The sequence below is a fragment of the Vicinamibacterales bacterium genome (assembly GCA_036504215.1).
Taxonomy (GTDB): domain Bacteria; phylum Acidobacteriota; class Vicinamibacteria; order Vicinamibacterales; family Fen-181; genus FEN-299.
The window spans coordinates 27872-46541 of record DASXVO010000036.1 but is presented as its reverse complement, the minus strand read 5'-3'; the positions used below and the strand labels follow the sequence as shown (position 1 = coordinate 46541).

At 67.0% G+C, this 18670-nt stretch carries 17 protein-coding genes; 9 read left to right on the top strand and 8 right to left on the bottom strand.

Annotated features, from left to right (window positions below; genetic code table 11):
- From VGK32_10330 to VGK32_10315, 4 genes are all read right to left on the bottom strand, one after another.
- Positions 1-290, bottom strand: a 290-nt coding sequence (locus VGK32_10330) for a hypothetical protein (protein ID HEY3382154.1), incomplete at its 3' end; no start/stop codon positions are given.
- A gap of 211 nt (positions 291-501) precedes the next feature.
- The gene (locus VGK32_10325; protein HEY3382153.1) at positions 502-2175 is read right to left on the bottom strand and encodes an AarF/UbiB family protein; all 1674 of its coding nucleotides are present in this window, start codon (positions 2173-2175) and stop codon (positions 502-504) included.
- A gap of 1 nt (position 2176) precedes the next feature.
- Positions 2177-2473: a hypothetical protein gene (locus VGK32_10320; GenBank protein ID HEY3382152.1), complete on the bottom strand. Its 297-nt coding sequence runs from the start codon at positions 2471-2473 to the stop codon at positions 2177-2179.
- A gap of 227 nt (positions 2474-2700) precedes the next feature.
- Entirely contained in the window at positions 2701-4665 is a 1965-nt protein-coding gene (locus VGK32_10315) for a phosphatidylserine/phosphatidylglycerophosphate/cardiolipin synthase family protein (GenBank protein ID HEY3382151.1), read from the bottom strand.
- Positions 4666-4719: 54 nt separating this feature from the next.
- Here VGK32_10315 and VGK32_10310 point away from each other — a divergent pair, with 54 nt between their 5' ends.
- Positions 4720-4893 (top strand): hypothetical protein, encoded by a 174-nt coding sequence (locus VGK32_10310; protein HEY3382150.1) that lies wholly within the window; start codon positions 4720-4722, stop codon positions 4891-4893.
- 5 nt (positions 4894-4898) lie between these two features.
- Here VGK32_10310 and VGK32_10305 read toward each other — a convergent pair whose 3' ends face one another.
- The 4 genes from VGK32_10305 to VGK32_10290 form a co-directional block, all read right to left on the bottom strand.
- Positions 4899-5837, bottom strand: a complete 939-nt coding sequence (locus tag VGK32_10305) for a universal stress protein (GenBank protein HEY3382149.1) — start codon at positions 5835-5837, stop codon at positions 4899-4901.
- 145 nt (positions 5838-5982) lie between these two features.
- Positions 5983-6162: a hypothetical protein gene (locus VGK32_10300; protein HEY3382148.1), complete on the bottom strand. Its 180-nt coding sequence runs from the start codon at positions 6160-6162 to the stop codon at positions 5983-5985.
- 112 nt (positions 6163-6274) lie between these two features.
- The gene (locus VGK32_10295; GenBank protein ID HEY3382147.1) at positions 6275-6406 is read right to left on the bottom strand and encodes a hypothetical protein; all 132 of its coding nucleotides are present in this window, start codon (positions 6404-6406) and stop codon (positions 6275-6277) included.
- A 388-nt stretch (positions 6407-6794) separates the two neighbouring features.
- A complete protein-coding gene (locus tag VGK32_10290; GenBank protein ID HEY3382146.1) occupies positions 6795-8852 on the bottom strand; it encodes a sigma 54-interacting transcriptional regulator in 2058 nt (685 codons plus the stop codon).
- Positions 8853-9161: 309 nt separating this feature from the next.
- Here VGK32_10290 and VGK32_10285 point away from each other — a divergent pair, with 309 nt between their 5' ends.
- From VGK32_10285 to VGK32_10250, 8 genes are all read left to right on the top strand, one after another.
- On the top strand, positions 9162-9467 hold the full coding sequence (locus VGK32_10285; GenBank protein ID HEY3382145.1) for a hypothetical protein: 306 nt from the start codon (positions 9162-9164) through the stop codon (positions 9465-9467).
- Positions 9468-9606: 139 nt separating this feature from the next.
- Complete coding sequence (locus VGK32_10280; protein HEY3382144.1) at positions 9607-11235, top strand: ATP-binding protein; 1629 nt, start codon at positions 9607-9609, stop codon at positions 11233-11235.
- 70 nt (positions 11236-11305) lie between these two features.
- Positions 11306-12010 carry a methyltransferase domain-containing protein gene (locus tag VGK32_10275; GenBank protein ID HEY3382143.1) on the top strand — a complete coding sequence of 235 codons (705 nt, stop codon included), beginning with the start codon at positions 11306-11308 and terminating at the stop codon, positions 12008-12010.
- A 304-nt stretch (positions 12011-12314) separates the two neighbouring features.
- Positions 12315-13004: a TetR/AcrR family transcriptional regulator gene (locus tag VGK32_10270; protein ID HEY3382142.1), complete on the top strand. Its 690-nt coding sequence runs from the start codon at positions 12315-12317 to the stop codon at positions 13002-13004.
- Positions 13005-13263: 259 nt separating this feature from the next.
- Positions 13264-13488, top strand: coding sequence for a hypothetical protein (locus VGK32_10265; GenBank protein HEY3382141.1), 225 nt, complete (start codon positions 13264-13266; stop codon positions 13486-13488).
- Between the two features lie 137 nt (positions 13489-13625).
- Positions 13626-15596, top strand: coding sequence for a response regulator (locus VGK32_10260; GenBank protein ID HEY3382140.1), 1971 nt, complete (start codon positions 13626-13628; stop codon positions 15594-15596).
- 5 nt (positions 15597-15601) lie between these two features.
- Positions 15602-16240: a response regulator transcription factor gene (locus VGK32_10255; GenBank protein HEY3382139.1), complete on the top strand. Its 639-nt coding sequence runs from the start codon at positions 15602-15604 to the stop codon at positions 16238-16240.
- Positions 16241-16555: 315 nt separating this feature from the next.
- Positions 16556-18670 carry a hybrid sensor histidine kinase/response regulator gene (locus VGK32_10250; protein ID HEY3382138.1) on the top strand — a complete coding sequence of 705 codons (2115 nt, stop codon included), beginning with the start codon at positions 16556-16558 and terminating at the stop codon, positions 18668-18670.

Sequence of the window (18670 nt, the reverse complement as noted above, 5' to 3'; positions counted from 1 at the left end):
TCTCTTCCCATGCCGGGGAGGTCCACCCGGACCACGACTTCGTCCTTGTGCTGGGTGACATCGACGCGAGGCGCCCAGGTCATGACGTCACCCCCGTTCGGCACCCGACCCCAGCCACGCCCGAGGCCGAAGTCGTCGAATATCCGCGTGACTTCGTCCGCGAACCGCTCGAGGGTCCGAAACGGGCCGAGGCCGAATGGTGGCACCGGAGCCGATGGCTGTGCCTTCGAGGGCTGCGCCTTCACGTGCGTCACGTTCGCGGCTGTCACATTCATCTCTGTCGTCGGCATGGTGATCTCCTTCTGCTGCGGTCGCGAGACGCCGTGGGGCCCGGCGTAGGCACGATTGACACGGTGTCCATGAGCAACTTCGGTTCCACCTGGCCGCGATCCGCGATCTCGTTGCTGCCAGGGATGTTGTGAATGGTGCGCTCAGTCGACGATGGCGGCCTGGCGACGAAATGAAGGCGGGTGGCGTCCGGTCATCGCGGATACGGCGCTTTCACATGTGTTCCGGCGGCCGCTCCGACCGCCTGATTGCCCACAGGAGCCGGAGGCCCATGATGGACGCGAGGGCGTACCCGATCGCGCCGAACACCGAGACGTCCCCGACGAGCGGCGCCGCGTGCATGCTCCACAGCAGCGACGAACCGACGAGGAGGGAGGAAGTGAGCAGTCCCAGGACGAGACGGTTCACGACAGGATCGAGGCGACGATGCTCGAGGTGGACGCTGAGCGTCCCTGCGCGCATGCGCTGCAGCATCTCGTTGAGATCGCTCGGGATGTCGCGTGCCAGCCGATCCCACTGGCGCGCGCCGCGCAGCAGTTGGAGCAGGACACGCCTGGGCGCCAGCCGGCGGCGCGCCGCCGCCTCTGCGTTCGGCTCGAGCAGTGTGACGAGACTGAACGACGGGTTCAGCAGCTTCGCTGTTCCATCCAGTTCCGCAAGCATCCGTATCAGCAGCGACGCGCCGGGCGGCAGGAACAGGCGATTTCGGTGGATGACGTCGGTGAGGCTGTTCAGCAGCGCGCTCATGTCCAGGCCGGCGACCGTCTGCCCCGAGTAATCGGCGAGAAGCTCGGCGACGTCGGCATGCAGCCGGTCGCGCCGCGCCGCGGGCGGCGGCGAGCACATGTCCCACACGGCATCGGTCGCCGTCCGCGCATCGCCGTGCACGATCGCCAGCAGCAGGTCCTCGACCGCCTCGTGCAAGTCCCCATCCAGCCGCTGCACCATGCCGCAGTCGAGCACGCCGACGACTCCGTCGGGGAGGACCATGAGGTTCCCGGGATGCGGATCCGCGTGGTAGAACGAGTCGCGGAAGATCATCTCGAGGTAGACGTTCGCGCCACGCCTGACGAACTCGTCGACGTCAGGATTGCGTTCCGGCAACTGCTTGATCTGCGACACGAGCACGCCCTCGAGGCGCTCCATCGTGAGCACGCGGCGCGTGCTGAAGTCGCGATACGGGACCGGGAAGTGGACGGTCTCGTCACCGGCGAAGTTTGTCCGGAACTGCTCGATGTTGCCCAGCTCGCTCAGAAAATCGAGCTCGCCCCTCATCATCCTCGTGAACTGCGCGACCACGGCGACCGGGTGATACAGTCCAAGGCTTGCGTGCCGTTCGGCCAGTTGTGCGAGGTCCGCCAGGATGCTCAGATCCGCCTCGATCTGCGTGTCGATTCCGTTCTTCTGGACCTTGACGACCACATTCTCGCCGGAGTGGAGCCGGGCGTGGTGCACCTGCGCGATCGAGGCCGACGCAAACGGCGTCGGCTCGAACGAAGCGAAGACCGTGGAAGGCGCACCGCCGAGCTCCTGCCGTATCGTCGTCTCCGCCACCCCGGGTGGATCGGGTGGCGCGTCGCTTTGGAGGTGCGTCAGTTCCTTCGCGACGTCGTCGCCCACCAGGTCCGCCCGCGTACTGAGCATCTGCCCGAACTTGATGAAGGTCGTGCCGAGCTCGGCCAGCGCGAGCCGGAGACGCACCGGAAGGCCGAGCCGCGCGATGTCGTCGCCGGCAGACCCGCGCAGCCACTGCTGCAGCCGCTCCACGGGTATCTGCCGTAGCTGGTCGGCCAGCCCGTAACGAACCGCGACGCTGGCGATCTCCCGCAAACGGCTGGTGCGCCGATCGCGGCTGCGTCGATGCGGACGGTGGCGCGCCAGGAACACGTCACACCCTCGCTTTCACAGCCGGTGCGTTCGGCTGGAGCTTCTCGACCACGTACCGGTTCATGCAGCCTGAGACCACGAACTCCACCCCGGCGTCCGCCATCCGGCGGAGCAACCGCTCACCGTCCGGGTCGATGAAGTCGACGTCCGATAGGACGACCGTGACGCCCGCGGACGGACCGTCGCCCGCGAGCGCGCGCCAGTGTCGTTCGAGGAGCGGCACCCATTCCCCGCGGAGCGTCCCCTGCAACTCGAGGTTGTAGCCGCCTCCGTGCTGCTGCGTAATGACTCGTAGCATCGGTTCGTCCCTGCCATCGCCATGCGTTGACCGACAGTGCGGCGCTCGCCGTTTGGCTGCTGCCACGCCACTTGTCGGCCTCACACCGCAAGATCGACACCGGGCCACGGAAGGTGCGTCTGGAGCCTATCTCCTGTCGGGTCAGGTGGTTGCGGGCGATCGCGCGCGGCGCCACGGCACGCCCGCGACGAAATGGAGTCGGGGAGACGCTGGGTGGACGTCGCGCGTCAGGCGGACAGCACGCCAGGCCAGTACCGCATCCAGCGGCGGAACCCGGCTCGCCGCTGCCATTCCGGATCCTCGCGGTCGATTCGCCGCGACGTCGCAAGAAGCTCGTCGAACCTCGCCTCCACTCCGGCGGCGATCGACCCGTCTTCGACGACCAGCAGCAGCTCGCTTTCCCAGTAGCCGGCCGTCACGTCGAGGTTGGCACTGCCCACGGCGCACACGCGCCCGTCGACACTCATCGTCTTTGCGTGAACGTGCGGCCGGACCTCGGTGAGCGACGGATCCCACCCGGGCTGATTGGGCACCACGAACTCGTAACATTCGCCCCCGGCGTCCACCAGCGGGTCTATTCGCGAGTGAACCAGCGACGTCGCCACCGTGCGCGCCGCCGCCCACGGCCCTTCGAGCGGTCTGTTGCCGTGGCGCGGGGTGAGGTTGCCCACGAGGGTGCGGACGCGGACACCCCGCTTCAGCGCTCCGAGCAGCGCGTGCTGGATCTCGAGCAGGAGCGGGAACCCGTTGACGACATACACGTGCGAGCGCGCGCTCTCGATCAACGCGATGTAGGCTTCAACCGTGTGGGCGTCCCGCAGGCCGCGATGGACGACGACGCGAGCGGCGGCCGTGCCGCCCGGGGGGCAGGCGGGAGTGTCGAAGGCGCGGCCACCCGCCTCCCTCCACGCTTCGAGGAACGATCGCTCGAGGACGGCCACCGCCGGACCTTCCACACGGGCGCCGGCGTCCAGCCAAGGCACCATCCTCCACGTCATCTCCGGCCGCAGTGGAACCTCCTCGAAGCCGGTGTAATACTCGTGCGACAGGTTCCTGCCACCGAGCAGCGCGACGCGACCGTCCGCCACGACGAGCTTGCGGTGGTCGCGCTGTTTCAGGTCCTCGAGCGGCGAGTCCGGCGTGATCGGCTTCCCGAGGCGCAATTCGACGCCGGGACGCGACGACAGCCGCTCGAGAATCGGGTTGCGCAGGCCGAACGAACCGTGAAGCCCGTGGAGCGAGTCGACGAGAACCCTGACCGTCACACCCCGCGCGGCCGCTGCCGCCAGCGCCGCTTCGACGGGTCGTCCGACGTCATCGTCGAGCGCCATGTATACCTGAAAGTGCACGCGGCGCTGGCTGTGTTCGATCGCGTGAAGCAGCCAGTTGCGGGCCTGCCGGTTGTCCAGCTCCACCTCGATGCGATTACCAGCGATGGCCTCGCTGCCCGTCACCGTGTCGAGCGGCGTGGTCAGCGACGGGCGGCCATGCGGCACGCGCGAGGCCGACTGAGTGAGATTCGACGATTCCTGCGGCCGGACCGCGCTGAAGCCGACTGTCGATGGTTGGTGGGGACCCCGATACACGATTGCCGGGACGTGGAATCCGTACGCGCGCATCCGCGCCGCCGTGCGGGCGAGCCGCACGGCATCCACGAGCGCCGGCACATCGTGGGTGTCCCCCTCGTCGAGAACGGCGGCCGCGTCGATCACGACCGGTGGCAGTCCAGCGGCGCGCAGTCTGGCCCGGAGTGAACGGCAGCTGCGGGTGGAGCGAATCCGGACGGCCACGGGCTCCGCCCAGGGCACATCTCGCACCGGCCGCAGGTCGGCGGCATCCAGCTCGGCATCGAAGAGCAGCAGGGCTCGCCCGCCCGGACGGAGGACCGAGACCCGGGCCTCAATTAGTGGTAGCGCGTCGGCGCTGACGTTCGCACGAGATCGGAACACCCCCAGCGAATCGCCGAGCCCTGACGCCAACTCGCAACTTCCCTCGTGCACCGATGCACGGGCGACCACGGCACCGTCGCTCACGAACCCCAGTTCCTGATCGGCGATTGGCGTTCGGCGGCCAATGCCGACCGCGTACTCCGCCCGGACGCGTATCGATCTGCCGTCGTCCAGCAGGTCCGGAACGTCGATGGCCCTGAACGGCTCCGCGACGGTCGCTTTCACCGGAGGAAGGATGAGCACCGGGTGGCCGCGCCGTCTTCCCAACAAGATCGGCGGCGGGAACCGGGGTAGGAGGTGCGCATCGAACCCGTCGATGTGAATCACGCTCCGGCCGAAACCGAGGAACTGAGCTTGGCGCGGCAACTGCGAACGGAACACAAGCTGACGCGGAGCCTCGTGTTCGGCGTGATGGTTCTGGCCGTCCTCCTACTCGCCGTTTACCTGGTCCACCTGCTCCTGGCGGACTGACAACCTCAGGGAAGCGCGGGCGCGGACGCGCCTACTGGCCCGGGCCCTTCGCGGATCGTCAGCACCGGGCAACCGGCGGAGCACACCACGTCGTAGGCGGTGCTCCAGCGGACGTGCGCGGCGGCTTCAGTATGAGCCGTACGCTTCAGGCCCATGACGATGGCCTGGGCTTGAAGTGCGCGGGCAGCCCGCACGATGCCCTCCGCCGGTTCCCCGAATTCGACTGTGAATGCGGCGTCGCTGTCACAGCCCCTCCGCTCCGCCAGGCGTTCCAGCCGCAGGCGGGCGTTCATCTGCGCGTCCAATTCCAGCTCGGCGACGTCTGACACGGTGGGCCAGCGCTGGTGGTCCACCACCAGAGCGGATGGCGACAGGATGTGCGCCAATGTCACGTGCGTCTTCCACTGACTCGCGAACGAGGTCGCGTAGGGCATCGCTGCCAGAGACGCCTCGCTGAAGTCGGTTGCGAAGAGCAATGGACCGGGCGTTCCGCCGGCATCGGTCGGCACATCGGAGCGCGAGCACGGGCCTACGGTGAGAACGGGGCATCCGGCCTGACGGAAGATCCGTTCAGCGACCGAACCGAGGAACACCTTCCTCAGGCCCCTCCGGGCGTGCGTGCCGATGACGACCAGATCAACGGCTGCACGTTCGATCACGGCTTGCAGCTCGACCCAGATGTGGCCACTGCATAGGATCAGGTCGTGCTCGACGCCATCGAACGCGCTTCTCGCGGCGAGCCGCTCCTCCAGTGCCAGCAGTTCCATCGCGGCGGCCGTGGTTGCCTTCGCGCTCGCCTCACGGTCCGCGATGCTCAGGCCGACCGACGGGACGGCGTGCGCCAGGTGAAGAACCGCGCCGTAGTGTTTCGCAATCGTCAGCGCGTGGTGGATAGGTCCGTCGGAAGCCGGCGAGAAGTCGGTCGCCAGCAGAATCGATTTCATATGAATGCCCGTCGATGTATCGAGTGCTGCCTGCAACATGTCCTACCTCGAGTCTGCGAGCCCTTGACGCGGCGCGAGTCCGGCCAATAGCGGTTCTGGTTCTGCATGCTTGGCGGTCTGAGGCCGGCCCCCTAGACGTCGCCGATCAATAGGACCCCGAACGCGCGTACGACCCGTCATGGGTGGGTGCGAGGAAGCCGTTCTCGACCAGGGCGAGCAACAGCGCTTCGCAGGTCGCGGCGTCCAGCGCCCACAGGCGCTGCGCCTGCGGCATGGTGAGTTTCAGTCCGGGCATCTCCCAGAATTCCCCGCGGACCCGACGCATGAGCACTTCCGTAGCAGAGCAACCCGTTGGCATCGTTCGTCTCCTTCACCAGAGTCGGCCGCGACGGGCCTGGCAACGGCCGGTGGCGCTTCGCAATCCTCCCTTGGCTCCTTCACCGGTATCCAAGCAGTTGGCACAACGAGGTCAACCATGCCCGCCCGCAGAGCGCGAACTCGCCGATCAGGACGGCAACGCTCGCCAGGTAGACGACGAGCGCGAAGACCGCCATCAGCCGACCGGCCACGCTTCTCGAGATCCCGTTCCGGCCGTGTGAGTCAGCACGAACTTCGTTGTCGGTTGGGACGTCGGCGTCGGATTCACTGGGGTCGTCTGTTCCAGGACGGCCGATCGCGCTCGTATGCACGTGGTGAAGCGACGACGCTGTCATGGGATGCATGCTGCAACCCTGGCTTCCTAGCCGAGACCGGAGCGACCCGCAGGCCGCCTCGGTCTGCCGTCGAACGCAAAGGCACCGATCGTGCCGGCGACATCCGGAGGACGGTTGTCCAGGCAACCCGTTTTCTATCAGGCAGCTATGCAGGGTCCAACTTGTGGGGGCCGGGCGACCTCTGGTCGGTGGCCGTCGACGGCAAGGCGCGGGATGACGAAATGCAGACAGTGGCGAGACGAGGTCAGCTCGCCCGCCATCTCCCGGGCCGGACGATACCGAGGCGGCGCATCGTCGAGACGAGGGTGGTGCGCTTGAGATCGAGGCGCTTTGCCGCGCCCTCGGGCCCGCCGATCACCCAGTTGCAGTCGTGCAGTGCCCGCAGGATGTGCTGGCGTTCGGCGTCCTCCAGGGTGAGGACATCCTCGGTCGGCAGCGCAGATGGGATCTCGAATTCGGCGAGAGGGATGCGGAGCGTTGTCCCCTGGCAGAGAATCACTGCGCGCTCGGTCACATTCTGCAGCTCACGCACGTTGCCGGGCCAGTGCCAGCGGCACAGCGCGTCCATGCTCTCGCGTGCAACCGAGTCGATCGGGCGCTTCAGACGCTTTGCGTAGAGTTGGACGAAGTACCGCACGAGCGGCGGGATGTCTTCGCGCCGCTCGCGCAGCGGGGGAATGCGAATCGGAAACACATTCAGCCGGTAGTAGAGATCCGCCCGGTATTCCCGCTTGGCGACCATCTCCTGGAGGTCGCGGTTGGTGGCCGCCACGAGCCTGAAGTCCACATGAGTGACGCGCGTGCTGCCCAGGCGCTCGATCTCGTGCTGCTGCAGCGCCCGCAAAAGTTTCGACTGCAGGTCCAGCGGGACGTCGCCGATCTCGTCGAGGAACAGGGTGCCCTGGTGAGCGAGTTCGAAGCGGCCAGTCTTCTGCGCGAGTGCCCCCGTGAATGCGCCCTTCTCGTGGCCAAACCACTCGCTCTCGAGCAGACCCGCCGGCGACGTCGCGCAATTGACCGTGACGAGCGTTCGGGAACGTCGCTCGCTCATCGAGTGGATCGCCCGGGCGATCAGTTCCTTACCCGTCCCGGTTTCGCCGAGCAGCAGGACCGCCGTGTCCGTGGGCGCCACGCTGCGCACCTGGGCGAGGACGCGCTGGAGTCCCTTGCTGTCGCCGATGATCTCCTCGAAGTGCTGCTTGCCGCGGATCTCGCCTTCGAGGTAGAGGTTCTCTTGTGCGAGGCGATCCCTGAGGGCGGCAATCTCTTGGAACGCCAGCGCGTTCTCGAGGGCGATGGCGACCTGCGCCCCCAATTGCCATGCACGATCCATCTCGTCGTCCGTGAATGGCTCCGGGAGCAGTCGTCCGAGCGTCAGCGCGCCCAAAACCTGGCGCGGCGTAATCAGGGGCACGAGGCACATGCGCTGGTTCTGACCCACCCGTGCGATTTCCCCCAACCCGTCGGATACGGCTGAGTGCGGCGAGAGATCCAAGTCGAGAGGACGTCGAAGCCCGACCGCACGCGGGAACTCCGTCTCCTCCATCCTCAGGGACGGGACCGCCTGGACCAGGCTGGCCGGGAGCCCCGGATCGATTGCCAGGAGTTCGATCCGATCCGTTCCCCGCGTCAGGAATAGGCTCGTGTGATCGTGCACGACCATCTGCCGGAGACAGGGGGTGATGACCGCCAGGAGGGCCTGGAGATCGAGCTTGCTGACCAGGACGTTGTTGATCTCGAGCAGCGTCCGCCAGTGGTCGCGTTCCGCGGCTAGCTCGCGGCGTTCCGCCTCCAGTTGGCGTTGGTGTGCCAGCGACTCCTCGTGTTGGCGCACGTTGTCGATGGCGGTCGCCACGACGGCCGCCAGGCGGCCGGCGAACCCCATGTCCTCATCGTCGAAGGCGCCGACCTCCGACGAGAGGAATCCGACCACTCCCACGGGGCGCAGTGCCGTCGTAAGCGGCAGGAGGCAGGCAGATCGGTATCCGCGCTCGCGCAAGCTCCCGAGCAGTTCGGGGAAGGCGGGCTGGTCCTCCAGGGAATGCAGAACGACCGGGGCGGTCGTCGTCGAGAGCGTTGCGAACCGTGTCCCGTGCAGGGGAGGAAGCGTCACCACCTCGAGTCGCGGCGTCGATGGCGTGTCAGGCAGGGGCTCCCGTTCGACCGTGTAAAGGTCGGCGGCCCGGCCGTCTCTGCTCGATAGGACGACCACCATCGCATCGAACCGGACGGCTTGGAAGAGGCAGCGGGCGAGATCCGGCAGCAACTGGTCGACCTGCGTGTGGAGGGCGACCAAGTCCATGACCTCCACAGCCAGCCGGTATTGCCAGTCTTCCGCCTCTTGCCTCCCCGCGTCGTGCTTACTCGCCTCCCGGTCATCCATGGCGCCACCAAACTACCACGGCGGCGGGAGCGTTTCCACGGTCTTCCGGAATGGGGGTTCGCGTGACGCGGGAGCATCAGTCCGCGCCTCCATTTCGCCGCGGCGACAGGCATTCGGCCGAGAACCCGCCCTCCTTGCCTCGCCCGAAGCTGGAACCGTTCTTGCCCCTCACGTCGACGTGCCACGGAGTTGACCGTGGCAGCGCGCGCGTGAGTGGGAGGGCCAGCGATGCTGCGGATCGTCACAGAACACCACGGCGATGCCTGCACGCTCTCTCTTCACGGCCGGCTGGCCGACGAGTGGGTGGGGTTGGTGGACCGCCATTGGCGGTCGATGCTCGAGACCATCCCCGCGGCAAACGTGACCGTCTCTCTCTCGGACGTCTCGTTCGTCGACACGGAGGGCGAGCGGCTCCTCGAGTGGATGTGGCGTCAAGGCAGCAGGCTTGAGGCGTCGGGGTGCAGGAACCGCCACGTCATCGAGACGATTCGAGCGCGACGGGAACCGCCCCGGACACGAGGACGACGAGCCTGAACGCCGCCACGCCGCAGCCAGGGTCGGAATCGTGAACAGCCCCAGGCCGGCCGCCGTTCCCGAGTGCCGGTCGTCGGTCAATCGAGCAGAAGGACTCGGGCTTTGCCCGATGAAGGACGACGGTGAGTGTATGGAAGCGGTGAAGGTTGCACTTCGGTCGCTCTCGAGGACGCTTCGGCATGCGATCGAGCGCCGCGATGACCGTGAGCTGCTGCGCGCCCACGAACTGCACGTCAGCGAGGACCGGTTTCGACTGCTCGCTGACCACATCAGGGAGGCGTTCATGATCCTCGAGATGTCGAGCGGCAGGGCCGTCTACCGCAGCAGGATGTGGGCAGAGATCTTCGGTCTGCAGGTCCCGGATCTCAGCTACAACGACTTCGAGTGGTGGCTGTCGAAGATCGACCCCGAGGACCGTCCGACCGTGGTTTCGAACTTCTTGGCGCTGCAGGCGGGGGAGACGGTGTCCGCCACGTTCAGAGTCCACCCGCCAGACCTAACCTCTCGATGGGTTCGCGGGCGCGGGTTCGCGGTTCTGGACCAATGGCAGCACCCGTATCACCTCGTCTGCCTGTTCGAGGACATCACGGAGATGCGCCAGACGGAAGATCAACTCCGGCATGCACAGAAGATGGAGGCCGTCGGCCGCCTCGCGGGTGGCGTGGCCCATGACTTCAACAACCTCCTCGTTGTGATCCAGGGATACGCAGAGCTGATCGCGCGGGACCTCGGCTCCTCCCATCGGTCTCAAACGGACCTCGGCGAAATCCTGGCCGCAGCCCGGAGAGCCGCGGCCTTGACCAGTCAGCTGCTCGCCTTCAGCCGGCGGCAGATCCTCCAACCGCAGATCCTCGATCTCAACGAGGTGCTGCGGCGCGTGGAACTCATGCTGCGCCGCGTCATCGGTGAAGACATCACCCTGTCGATGCGGCTATCCGATCCGCTCGGGCGGGTGAACGCGGATCCGGGTCAGCTCGAGCAGGTGGTGATGAACCTCGCGGTCAACGCGCGCGATGCCATGCCGGACGGCGGGCAATTGACGATCGAAACCGCCGACGTCGAGCTCGACGACGCGTACGCCGCCCAGCACCCGGGCGCGACGACGGGAAGGCAGGTGATGGTTGCCGTGAGCGACACCGGCATCGGTATGGACGAGGCGATCCGGCGGCGCCTGTTCGAACCCTTCTTCACCACCAAGCCCGCCGGTCGGGGGACCGGACTGGGTCTGGCGACCGTGTACGGGATCGTGAAGCAGAGCAAGGGATCGATCTGGGTCTACAGCGAGCCGGGAAAGGGAACGACCTTCAAGATCTACCTCCCGGCCGTCGGAGGCGTAGCCACGCCGGTCACCGCGCCGCCGGTCGAAGTGCCGGCGCTGATCGGGACGGAGACCGTGCTCCTCGTTGAAGACCAGGTCGAGGTTCGAGGGCTGATCGAGAAGACACTCGGCCGCTCCGGGTACCGCGTCCTCACCGCCAGCGACGGCGCCGAGGCTCTCGGCGTGGCGCGAGTGCATGACGGACCGATTCACGTCTTGCTGACCGACGTTGTGCTGCCGGGCAAGAGCGGCCGCGAGATCGCCCGCGAGATCCTCACGGTGCGCGCTGACGTGCGCGTGTTGTACATGTCGGGCTACACGGACGACGCGATCGTCCGCCACGGCGTGCTCGAACCCGGGCTCGCGTTCATCCAGAAGCCATTCACGGGCAGTGCGCTCCTGCACAAGGTCCGCGAGGTCCTGTCCGCCGAAGTACCCCCTGGGTCGTAGCCGGGCGCGGCGAGACTCGCTGCCCTGGTTGCCTCGGCCATCTGAACGGCTGACCGCCGTGGAGAGCGAAATGACGGTGTTTGGACGGAGCTACTCCCACGTCGGCGACGACTACATGACGTCGTCCGACGCGGCAACCCGGACGTTGTCGGTAACGGCGGTCGAGAACGATTTCGTCGAGGCCGTCTATGGCAACCTCGCCTCGGTATACGACTGGACGTTCGGTCCGACGCTGCATCCGGGCCGGCTCCAGGCCATTCAGCGGATGGGGATCAGGCCCGGCGACCACATCCTCGAGGTCGGCGTCGGCACCGGCATCAACGCGGCGCTCTATCCGCGCGCCTGTGCGGTCACCGGCGTCGACTTCTCCGCTTCGATGCTCGAGAAGGCTCGCAAACGGGTCGCGCGCAAGGGTATCTCGAACGTCCAGCTGATGCAGATGGACGCCGCCGACCTGAAGTTCGACGACGCGACGTTCGACATCGTCTACGCGGCGTACCTGATCAGCGTGGTGCCCGATCCGGTCCGGGTCGCGTCGGAGATGTGCCGTGTGTGCAGGCCTGGCGGCAAGGTCATCATCCTCAACCACTTTCGCAGCACGAACCTCTTCGGGTCGTGGTGCGACCGTCTGATCTCGCCGTTCACGATCCACGTCGGCTTCAGGGCCGACCTCGATCTGCACGCGTTCCTCGCGCAGGCGGGTCTCAACCCCGTCTCGATCGAGAAGGTCAACGTTCCGCGAATCTGGTCGCTCGTCACGTGCGTAAAGGCATAGCCCGCTACGGAGGGGCCGGTCGGCAGCCCGACTGCATCGACCGGAAGCCGCCTGCGCCGATCCGCGACTCGACTCACCCACAGTGGAGAATCCATGCGGGCAGATACGGTCTTTGTTCTCGTGACACTCACCAGTTGCGTGCTCGCCATCGCCGTCTTTGCCGTCCGTTCCCGGTCTCAAACGCCGGTCGATCCGGCGCCTCCCGTCGAAAGCACATGGCTTGAAACGGAGGGCACGGAAGCGCGGCTTCGCCCTCGAGCTCAAGGTGTGCGTCGGCCCTCGTACAGGAAGCGCCAGGAAAGCAATGCTCGCCGATGAGCGTGCGGGTGCGGATCCGGCCGGCGCCATCGCTGTCACAGCCCCCCCGGCGCTGAACGGCGAGTCCACGCGAAGTCGTCTACTCCAGGCGGGCATCGAGCTCCTCAGACGGCGAGGAGTCGCGTCCGTGTCGGTCGGGGAAGTCCCTCCCCTGGCTGGCGTGTCCAAGCCGATGCTGTACTACCACTTCGGCAGCAAACAGGGATTCATCAATGCCATCCTCGAGGACTGCGCGGGGCGGCTGGCCGCAACCGCCACGAAGGCGGTGACGCGACGCGGGTTGAGCTGCGAGCGCATCGTCAGCCTCTGTGAGGACATCTGCGGGCTGCTCGAACGCGAGCCCTACTTCCTGGACCTCGCCGGCAGCCCCGACTCCATTCGGTCTCTCGTGGCTCCCAAATTCGACTTCACGCGATGGGAACGCCAGATCAACGGCGCGTTCGACTGGATCCTGCTGGACGGGCAAGCAACGGGCGAGTTCCGAGTCGACGACCCGGTGGCCGTCCGGACCATTCTCGTCTCCGTGGTCCTCGGGGCCGCGAGGCAGCGACACCGGGATCAGGTGAGCGTCGCTCGGCTCCTGCAACCCGTGCTGCACTGCCTCATGCCTGCCGCCGACGAGTATCCAAGCAACTGCGGCGGGGATGACCCGCGCGGTGCACCATTCCAACGATGACGAGGAATGGGACTGCTGCCTTCATTTCGCCATCTGGCGCTCGCCGCCCCCAATCGCCGCGCGTCGTCGCGGGTTCGCGACGAGAGCCTTCACCCGGCCAACTGGCGTCCACTGAATCACCTTCCGAATAGCCGGCCTGTTGGCATGTGTTCTGCTCTTCTAGAAGTGAACGGTAGCGGGGCCGCAAGGGCGTCGCCGAAAGGTGTTGCCGATCGCGGTCGACCAACCAGCGACTCCTACCCGGACGAAGGACGAGTTCATGAGCGGCTCACTTGGCGGCGCTGAAGGCATGCACTGTGACGTCACACTGGCGAAGGGGATCAGGCGGACAGGGATTCGGCTGCGCGTCGTGTGCGCGTGGTGTGGAAAGACCACGAAGGAGGGACCGCTGCCGGTGTCGCACGGGATGTGCGGCGAGTGCGGTCGCCGGCTCAAGAGCGAGATGAAGGAGCGAGACTCGGCCCTCGGTTCGGGAACCGCATAGATCGGACAAGTCACCCGATCCCCCTCTGCAACTCGAGGTGTTCGTGCATCTGAGACCATCGCCCGCTCCACATCAGGGGTTGATTGACACGCTGAGAGGCCCGGGCGTTGGTCTGGGCGCCAAGGACGGCGCCGTATATGACGGTGGAGAGAGACACGCTTCGGATTTTGCTCGTGGACGGTGATTCGACGTATGCCGGGCTCGTCGTTGAGAGCCTTCAGCATCATGCATCGGGTCCAGCCACGGTGACGATGTCGTCCCGCGCCGACGACGCCGTCGCCCGTCTTGGCGCCGGTGAGTTCGATGCGATCGTGCTCGATCCGGACCTCTCCGACAGCTATGGCCTCAGTACGGTGAGGCGGGTGGCGGCGTCCGCCGGGGGCAGCCCGATCGTCATCCTGACCTCGGCATCCACCGAAACCACGACGGCTGCTGCGTTGCGGGAGGGCGCCGACGACTGCCTGGCGAAAGAGGGACTCGATCTCGGGTCACTCTCGACCGTGGTTCGGCGCGCGATCGGGCGCCGCGCCTATCGAAAGGCGCTGCGGGCCCTCGAATCCCCCTGCGGCCAGGAACGGTTTCGCCTGCTGGCCGACAACATCAAGGAAGCCTTCATCATCGTCGAGATGCCACACGGCAGATCCCTGTACGTCAGTCAGAAGTGGGAAGACACGTGGGGCCGCCGCGTGAACGACGCGTACGCCGACCCGCTCGTGTGGTTCGAAGCCATCCATCCCGACGACCGCCCTCACGTGGCCGCGATTATCGCCGCGCTTCCGGCGGGGGAGGGCATGTCGAGCACGTTTCGGATCCAACGGCCCGATGGAACGGTCCGGTGGGTTCGGGGGCGCGTGTTTCCCGTCGTCGACGAACCAGAACACCCGCAACGGCTCGCCGTCCTGGTCGAGGACATCACCGACCTGCGCCGCACCGAGGAGCAACTCTGCCAGGCACAGAAGATGGAGGCCGTCGGCCGGCTCGCTGGCGGCGTCGCGCACGACTTCAACAACCTGCTCGTGGTGATCGACGGATACGCGGACATGGTTGCGCAGGAACTGGGTCTGTCGCATCCCGCCCAGAATGACCTCGCAGAAATCCGCCAGGCCGCCAAGAGGGCGGCCAGCCTGACCAGCCAACTGCTGGCCTTCAGCCGCCGGCAGATCCTCCAACCGCAGATCGTCGATCTCAATCAGGTGCTGCGCCATGTGGAGTCCCTGCTACGCCGCGTCATCGGGGAGGACATCACGCTCTCGATGAGGTTGTCCGAGCCGCTCGGCCGGGTGAGCGCCGATCCGGGTCAGCTCGAGCAGGTCATCATCAACCTCGCCATCAACGCGCGAGACGCCATGGCGGACGGCGGTCTGCTCACGATCGAAACAGCCACGGTCGACTTCGCTGCCGAGGACGCCGCCCGGCATCCGGGTGCCCCCACGGGCGAGCACGTCATGATCGCGGTGAGCGACACGGGCGTCGGCATGGACGAGGCTACGCAGCGACGTCTGTTCGAACCGTTCTTCACCACGAAGCCCGTCGGCCGGGGCACCGGACTCGGGTTGGCGACGGTGTACGGCATCGTCAAACAGAGTCAAGGTTCGATCGGGGTCCACAGCGAGCCGGGCCGAGGCACGACCTTCAGGGTCTATTTCCCCTCGGTTGGCGACACCGTCTCGCCCGTCACTCCAGGCCCGCCTGAAGTGCCTGCGTTGGGTGGGACAGAAACCGTGCTCGTCGTTGAAGACCAGGACGATGTCCGCAGGCTGATTGAGCGCACGCTCCGCGGCCAAGGCTACCGCGTGCTCGCCGCCGCCAACGCTGACGAGGCGAAGGCCTTCGCGCGGGAGCACGACGGTCCGATCCACATGTTGCTGACTGACGTCGTCTTGCCCGGCATGGGCGGCCGAGACGTGGCACGACAGGTGCTCGCGGAGCGCCCGGACGTCCGCATGGCGTACATGTCCGGGTACACGGACGACATGATCGTTCACCACGGCGTACTCGAGCCGGGACTGGCCTTCATCCGGAAGCCGTTCACCGGAGAGGCGCTCCTGCGTAAGACCCGGGAAGTGCTGTGCGCCGCCCTCCCCGGCAGCCTAGCCGTCGAGGCGTGACTCCGATGCATGTTGCGCGCGTGCTGATCGTCGACGGCCACGAGATCGTCCGCGACGGATTGAAGGTCGTGCTCGGGCGTCAGCCGAACATTCAGCTCGTGGCAGAGGCCGCCGACGGGCTCTCGGCGCTTGACCAGGCGACGTCGACGGCGCCAGACCTGGCCATCGTCGACCTCCGCATGCCGGACGGCGGTCTGGAATTCATCCGCCGTCTTTCGGAGCGATTCCCCAGCGTGCGGACCATCGTGCTGTCCGGGGAGGCCGACCCGCTTGTGGTCCACGGGGCGCTGCGGTTGGGCGTGCGCGGCTACGTGTTGAAGGGCAATCGGTCGGAGGAAGTCGTCCGGGCGGTCGACGCCGCGATGCACGGCCAGGCGTTCTTCAGCCCTGAAGTGGCGGCGCTCGTCGCGGAAGGCTACCGCGAGGCCCAGGTACCCGCCCGCCGCATGCCGTTGTCTTCTCGCGAGATCGATGTGCTGCGCCTGCTCGCGGAAGGCAAGACCAGCAAGGAGATTGCCGCGACGCTGGGCGTGGGCGTGACCACCGTCGACACGCACCGCCATAGCATGATGAAGAAGCTGGAGCTCTTCAGTGTCGCGGAGTTGACCAAGTACGCCATACGCGAGGGCCTCACCAGCCTCTAGCCGCGATTTGACCCGCACACCACCTCGGCGTGTCAGGCCGCCCGCGAGCCACCCAGAAGCCACGACACCAGGCTCAAGGATCTCCCGGCCCGCTTCGAGATCTTCGTCCCTCTCCGGACGGAACTGGCGGTCGATTCCCTGGCTGGAGCCGAAGTGAAGTTCTCGACGCGGGTGTTCGCGCGTGCGGTGAACCGGCGTTCGGCGGCCAACTGGGTGTCAGGTCCGTGGCCGCCACGAGTCCGTGCCGCGACAGGGCGAGAGCGGTCCGGTCCTTGTTCGCCCCGGCTTGGCCGCATGGCCGGCAGAGAGGTCGCGATGAGCCAACACGAGGAACCCAGCACGCCGGTGTCGAACGGATCGCCGGGCCAGACCGGGATCGGGGATTCGACCATCCGTGTCGACGTGGGCTTGCTCGATCGCCTGATGAACCTGGTGGGTGAGCTGGTCCTGGCCCGAAACCAGATCATCCAGTTCACGAGCCGACGCGAGGAAGCGGGCCTGACGTCGACATCGCAACGCCTGAACCTGATCACGATGCAGCTGCAGGAGGCGGTCATGAAGACCCGCATGCAGCCGATCGGTGTCGTGTGGAACAAGCTGCCGCGTCACGTGCGTGATCTGGCGACCAGACTCCAGAAGCAGATCACCGTCGAGATGGACGGCGCGGACACGGAGCTCGACAAGAGCATCATCGAGGCCATCAAGGACCCGCTGACGCACGTGGTCCGCAACTGCTGCGACCACGGCATCGAGATGCCGGCTGTGCGGGTCCAGCGCGGCAAGCCGGCCGAAGGCCGGCTCCTCCTGCGCGCGTTTCACGAGGGCGGACAGGTCAACATCGAGATCACCGATGACGGCGCGGGCGTGGATCTGCAGCACCTGAAGGACAGGGCCGTGCAGAAGGCGCTCCTTCGGCCCGAGCAGGCAGAGCGTCTCAGCGACCGCGAGGCGCTGGATCTCCTGTTCCTGCCGGGGGTGTCCACCGCGGACACGGTGACCAGCGTGTCGGGCCGCGGCGTCGGCATGGACGTGGTCAAGACGAATGTCGAGCGCATCGGCGGCGTCGTGGACATCATGAGCCGGCCGGGGGCCGGGACCACCGTCAAGATCAAGATCCCGCTCACGCTCGCCATCATCCCGGGCCTCGTGGTCGGCGCCGGCGCGGAACATTTCGTCATTCCGCAGGTCAGCCTGCGAGAGCTGCTGCGCCTGGAAGGCGACGGGCTCAGGCAACTCGAGGTGGTGCACGGCACGCACGTGCTGCGCCGCCGCGGGACGCTTCTGCCGATCGTCCGCCTGCGAACGCTGCTCGCACTCGGCGACGAGGGGCACCGCACCGACCTGGTGAATGTGGTCGTGCTGCAGGCCGACGGCCACGAGTTCGGCCTGGTCGTGGACGGCGTGCACGACGCCCAGGAGATCGTCGTCAAGCCGCTGGACAAGCGGCTCAAGGGGATGAACGTCTACGCCGGCGCCACCATCATGGGCGACGGCCGCGTTGCGCTGATCCTGGACGTGCACGGCATCGCGGAACTGTCTGGCGTCCTGCACACCACCCCGGCGCAGGCGCAGGCCGAGGAGCGCCGCGACCTCGCGGACGCCAGCCGGCAGAGCTACCTCGTCTTCAGGGCCGGCTCGTTCGACCGGCTCGCCGTCCCGCTGGCGCTCGTGACCCGCCTCGAAGAGTTCCCGCGGAATCGCGTGGAGCGTGCCGGGGGAACACTGGTGGTCCAGTACCGCGGCGGGCTCCTGCGCCTCGTGCCTGTGGGGTGCGTCCTCGAGGGGATGCCGCTCGACGTCGCCGCCCTGCCCGAGCTGGTCCCAGCGGTCGTCTTCAGCGACGGCGAACGGTCGATGGGATTGATCGTCGATCAGATCGTCGACATCCTGCACGACGCGGTGACGGTGCGACAGTCCTCGACGAGGCTCGGGCTGAACGGATCCGCGGTTGTTGGCAAGAAGGTCACGGACTTCCTCGACCTCGGAACCGTGCTGCAAGAGATGCAGGGCGACTTGCCGACCTGGAAGTCCGTCGGCGCTGCCCGCACGACGGTCGTGCTGGCCGACGCCTCGGCCTTCTCGCGGGCGCTCCTGAAGAACAGCCTCGAACTCGCCGGATTGCGGGTGACCGAAGCGGCCTCGGTCGCCGAGGCCCTCGAGGCGTGCGAGCGCAATCCGGTGGACGTCCTCGTCGCCGCCCTGGACCTCCCGGGTGGTGAGACGAGCACCCTGCTGCACGAGGTGCGGACGCGGGAGCGGCTCGCCGGCCTGCCCGTGCTCGGACTCACCAGCCGAGTCGCGGACCAGACGGCCGGTGAGATCGGGTTCGACGGATGGGTGCTGCGGTCGGACCGCGATGACCTGCTCCGGACCATCACCGGTGTCGCCTCGCGACGGAGCACGGCGGCGGATGCCGCGGAGAGGAGTTGA

Excerpts from the sequence above, each read along its gene's own strand:
- VGK32_10285 (HEY3382145.1), top strand. The coding sequence starts at position 9,162 with ATGCTGCGGATCGTCACAGAACACCACGGCGATGCCTGCACGCTCTCT.
- VGK32_10290 (HEY3382146.1), bottom strand. The coding sequence starts at position 8,852 with ATGGACTTGGTCGCCCTCCACACGCAGGTCGACCAGTTGCTGCCGGAT.
- VGK32_10270 (HEY3382142.1), top strand. The coding sequence starts at position 12,315 with ATGCTCGCCGATGAGCGTGCGGGTGCGGATCCGGCCGGCGCCATCGCT.
- VGK32_10275 (HEY3382143.1), top strand. The coding sequence starts at position 11,306 with ATGACGGTGTTTGGACGGAGCTACTCCCACGTCGGCGACGACTACATG.
- VGK32_10300 (HEY3382148.1), bottom strand. The coding sequence starts at position 6,162 with ATGCGTCGGGTCCGCGGGGAATTCTGGGAGATGCCCGGACTGAAACTC.
- VGK32_10265 (HEY3382141.1), top strand. The coding sequence starts at position 13,264 with ATGAGCGGCTCACTTGGCGGCGCTGAAGGCATGCACTGTGACGTCACA.
- VGK32_10255 (HEY3382139.1), top strand. The coding sequence starts at position 15,602 with ATGCATGTTGCGCGCGTGCTGATCGTCGACGGCCACGAGATCGTCCGC.
- VGK32_10250 (HEY3382138.1), top strand. The coding sequence starts at position 16,556 with ATGAGCCAACACGAGGAACCCAGCACGCCGGTGTCGAACGGATCGCCG.
- VGK32_10260 (HEY3382140.1), top strand. The coding sequence starts at position 13,626 with ATGACGGTGGAGAGAGACACGCTTCGGATTTTGCTCGTGGACGGTGAT.
- VGK32_10320 (HEY3382152.1), bottom strand. The coding sequence starts at position 2,473 with ATGCTACGAGTCATTACGCAGCAGCACGGAGGCGGCTACAACCTCGAG.
- VGK32_10305 (HEY3382149.1), bottom strand. The coding sequence starts at position 5,837 with ATGAAATCGATTCTGCTGGCGACCGACTTCTCGCCGGCTTCCGACGGA.